Raw genomic sequence first — 326 nt, 5'->3', positions numbered from 1 at the left:
GCCACATCGTCCGGCGCGCTGGTTGGCGCTGGCCTGGGAGACCGGCTCGATAGGCAGGCGCTGGACCTTGGTGCGCACCGAGTACCGCGAGATACGGGCAGTTCCCGGATCAATGACGTAGCGGATTCCAGGCACGGTCAGGGAGGTCTCGGCGACGTTGGTGGCCAGCACGATCCGTCGTCCGGTATGCGGAGTGAAAACCCGATGCTGTTCTGCGGCCGACAGGCGGGCAAAGAGTGGCAGGACTTCGGTGTTAGACAGATTGAGGTCCGCCAGCGCCTCGGCGGTCTCGCGGATCTCCTGCTCACCAGCTAGGAATACCAGGA

1 protein-coding gene is annotated in these 326 nt (G+C 64.4%); it reads right to left on the bottom strand.

The annotated features are described in order from the left end of the window. On the bottom strand, positions 1–326 hold a 326-nt coding region (locus tag FVA95_RS29565), incomplete at both ends, for a helicase-related protein (RefSeq protein WP_149666963.1).

It is taken from the genome of Pseudonocardia sp. EV170527-09 (assembly GCF_008369905.1).
Classification (GTDB): domain Bacteria; phylum Actinomycetota; class Actinomycetes; order Mycobacteriales; family Pseudonocardiaceae; genus Pseudonocardia.
Note: the sequence above shows the minus strand (reverse complement) of the source record. Positions and strands in the feature narration are given on the sequence as shown.